Genomic DNA, 3,353 nt, shown 5'->3' with positions numbered 1-3,353 from the left:
AAAAGCCGCCGACCATGGGTCGGCGCTACCGCAGGCCGCGGTGTCCCGTCGGGTGGAGGGAGCCCCTGAGTCAGGGGCGGCCGCGAAGCGGCGGGCCTCGTTTCGCGCCATCCTTGGCGCTCAACGCCCCCACCAACCCCTCCCGCCCGGCCATGACAGTCCGCGCGCACGTCCCGCCACGTAAGAAGAAAGCAAAGCGGTAGCGCCGGCCCATGGTCGGCGGAAACTGTCCGACACCGAAATGAAAAGCCGCCGACCATGGGTCGGCGCTACCGCAGGCCGCGGTGTCCCGTCGGGTGGAGGGAGCCCCTGAGTCAGGGGCGGCCGCGAAGCGGCGGGGTGTGGTGCTGGTGAGACGGGGCCCACGGTTTGCGCAGCAAAGCGTGGGAGCGGCAGCGCGAATGCGATGGCGTGAACCCGCGACGCGAGGCCCGCATGGAGCGGCTCTTGCCGTCCCCCACCAACCCCTCCCGCCCGGCCTATTCCCAGAAACCAGGCTTTCGCGACCCACCACGAGGGGCTGCGCCGTTCGCGGACTCAGGCCGCCAATGCGGCGTCCACGGCTTCGCGCACGCGTGCGTCGTCCGCGGTTACATCCGGGGCGAAACGGGCAATGACCTGGCCGTCGCGGCCGATCAGGAACTTCTCGAAATTCCACAGGATGCCCGGTGCCGGCCGGGCCAGGTCCTTGGCCGCCAGCCGTTCGCGCATCGGACCTTCGCCGATCGCCTGCGGTTGGGCGGCGATCAGCTGCTGGTACAGCGGATGCACGTCATCGCCGGCCACGCTGATCTTGGCGAACATCGGGAAACTGACGTCGTAGGTCAGCTGGCAGAACTGCTGGATGTCCGCTTCGCTGCCCGGCTCCTGGCCGAGGAAGTTGTTGGCCGGGAAACCGAGGACTTCAAGGCCCTGCGCCTGCTTTTCCACATACAGCTTCTGCAGGCCTTCGTACTGCGGGGTCAGGCCGCACTTGGAGGCGACGTTGACCACCAGCAGCACCTTGCCACGGTAATCGGCAAGCGAGACCGGCTGGCCTTCGATGGTGGTGACGGGAACATCCTGGATCGACTGGGTCACGGCGGACTCCTGGTTAGAGGTTGAACGGGAGGCATCACGCAGGGGACGCGCGGCAGCGCGCGCTCAATCCACGCAGATCGTGCCTTGGGCAACGCCGCCATCGATGCGCTGGCGGCAGCCGAAGTTTTCGCTGGCATCGCGCTGGCAGACACCGGAGGCCGGCGAGCCGGCAACCACCTCACCGATGGCCAGGCACTGGCCGCTGCAGTCGGCCTTGGCATTGCAGGTCTTGCCGGCATCGGCATAGGGCACCACGCACTGCACGCGCTGCAGGCGTCCCAATGGACGCAGCTCGCCGCCCTGCGCGGTACATGCGGCGGCGTCCAGCGCGGGCACGGCCGGCACCGTGTCGGCGGCCGTCGTGGCGGCACCTGGGCGGCTGCCACCGAAAGCACAACCGGCAAGGGAGGTCACCAGCAACAGGCTGGCCAGCAGGGAAAGGCGCATCGGCGGTATCCATCAAGGTGCGGGTGAGACGGCGAGGATACCGAAGCGATGTGTCTACTCCCCGTCAGGCGCCACCAGTTGCTGCACGGTGTCGGGCTGCAGTTCAGGAGGCAATGCCTTCTTGGCCTTGCTGCCCAGCTCGGCCAATCGTCGCGCGCGGCTGATCGCCGAATGGCGTGAATCCTGCAGGCGGTTGCGGGCATTGGAGAACGCGGCGGTGGCGTCTTCGAGCTTCTTGCCGACGTTGTTGAAATCGCTCAGGAACGCCATCAGCGCGTCCAGCACCAGCCCCCCGGCGTCACTGATCTGCAGCGCCTGCTTCTGCACCTTGTCGCGCGTCCACAGCCGTTCGGCTACGCGCAGCAGCGCCATCAGCGTGTTGGGCGAAGCGAACACCACCTTGTTGTCGAAGGCATAGGTCTGCAGCGAAGGATCGGCTGACAACGCCGCCGACAAGGCTCCTTCGATCGGCACGAAGGCGATGGTCACATCCAGCGTCTGCTCTTCGCCCATCGCCTTGGGATAGTTGCGCACGCCGAGGTCGCGCACATGTGCGCGCAGCGCGGTGGCATGCCGCAGCAGCGCTTCGCCGCTGGCTTCGGGGGTCACCGCGTTCATCGCTTCCTGCCACGCCACCAGGTTGACCTTGCTGTCGACCACGATGCTGCGCTGGTCCGGGAAGTTCACCACCACGTCGGGGCGCAGGCGTTCGCCTTCCTCATCCACCACGTGCTGCTGGCGCTTGTAGTGCACCCCTTCTTCCAGCCCGGAGCCGCGCAGCACGGTTTCCAGCATCAGCTCGCCCCAGTCGCCGCGCACCTTCGCATTGCCCTTCAAGGCGTTGGTGAGGGCTGCGGCCTGCGAGGCCATGTCCTGGTTGAGCGTCTTCAGTTCGCCCACCGCGCCGAGCAGGCTGGCGCGTTCGCGGGCTTCTTCGGCGTACAGCACGTCGACCCGGCCGCGGAACTCCTGCAGGCGTTCGGTGAAGGGTTTCAGCAGGTTCTCGATGTCCTGCCGCGACTGACCGGTGGCATGGCGTACGTTCTTCTCGAACTGTTGGCCGCGCTCTTCGAAGACCTTGCCGGCCAGTTCGGCGAAGGCGCCGCTCAGCTTCTCCTTGGCGCTGTCCAGGTAGGCGCGCAGTTCGTCACTGGCCTGCTGGGAGTGCTGCAGGTTGGCCTGCAGGCGGGTGTGTTCGCCGTGCAGCTGCTGGTAGCTTTCGCGCTGGGCCTGCAGCTGCTGCTGTGCTTCAGCCAGCTGCGCCTGCAGCTGCTGCAGGGCGTTGCCACGTTCGACCAGACGGGTGTCACGCTCGCTGGCCAGCGCGGCGTCGCGTTCGATGCGGCCCTGTGCCGCGCTGAGTGCCTGCTGCGCTTCCAGTCCACGCCGGCGTTCGCCTTCGATGTCGTCCTGCAGCGACTGCAGGCGTCCACGCAGCTGGCCGGCGTCGACCTGCGCGGCCAGGCTGCGGTCGCGTTCGTCGGCCAGCGCCTGGCGCAGGGCGTCCAGCTGGTGGGGGTCGGTGCCGCCGCCGGAGCGGCGCAGCACCACCACCAGCAGGACAAGGATGACGGCCAGCAACAGCACGGCCAGTAGAGCAAGCGTCTGGGTTTCCATGCCGCTAGTTTAGGCGGCTGCCGTCTCATGCGCTGCGCCGGGGGGGTCGAACGGGTTGGACCCCGCGCGGTTGGCAGCGCTCAAGCGCATGGCGCGATCGGGTCGGGGGGGGGGGGGGGTGGGGGTGCGCCGCCGCCGCTGGGCCTGGTAGGTCGACTGGGCCGCCGAGGCGCGGGGCGGCGGGCACAAACCCCCCCCCCCCCCCCCCC

At 68.4% G+C, this 3,353-nt stretch carries 3 protein-coding genes; all 3 read right to left on the bottom strand.

Going from position 1 to position 3,353, the window contains the following annotated elements:
• Nucleotides 1-537: 537 nt before the first annotated feature.
• The gene (locus ACI2JH_RS12640; RefSeq protein ID WP_319275668.1) at nt 538-1,080 is read right to left on the bottom strand and encodes a glutathione peroxidase; all 543 of its coding nucleotides are present in this window, start codon (nt 1,078-1,080) and stop codon (nt 538-540) included.
• 63 nt (nt 1,081-1,143) lie between these two features.
• Nucleotides 1,144-1,527 carry a hypothetical protein gene (locus ACI2JH_RS12635; protein ID WP_404736349.1) on the bottom strand — a complete coding sequence of 128 codons (384 nt, stop codon included), beginning with the start codon at nt 1,525-1,527 and terminating at the stop codon, nt 1,144-1,146.
• Nucleotides 1,528-1,581: 54 nt separating this feature from the next.
• A complete protein-coding gene (gene rmuC, locus ACI2JH_RS12630; protein WP_404736348.1) occupies nt 1,582-3,144 on the bottom strand; it encodes a DNA recombination protein RmuC in 1,563 nt (520 codons plus the stop codon).
• Nucleotides 3,145-3,353 lie beyond the last annotated feature (209 nt).

Source organism: Stenotrophomonas sp. NPDC078853 (assembly GCF_044901215.1).
In the GTDB taxonomy this organism is placed as follows: domain Bacteria; phylum Pseudomonadota; class Gammaproteobacteria; order Xanthomonadales; family Xanthomonadaceae; genus Stenotrophomonas; species Stenotrophomonas lacuserhaii.
This window is presented reverse-complemented; position numbering and strand designations above follow the sequence as displayed.

What these genes read in the sequence shown, in the direction of transcription:
- ACI2JH_RS12635 (WP_404736349.1), bottom strand. Translation starts at nt 1,527, where the DNA reads ATGCGCCTTTCCCTGCTGGCCAGCCTGTTGCTGGTGACCTCCCTTGCC.
- rmuC (WP_404736348.1), bottom strand. Translation starts at nt 3,144, where the DNA reads ATGGAAACCCAGACGCTTGCTCTACTGGCCGTGCTGTTGCTGGCCGTC.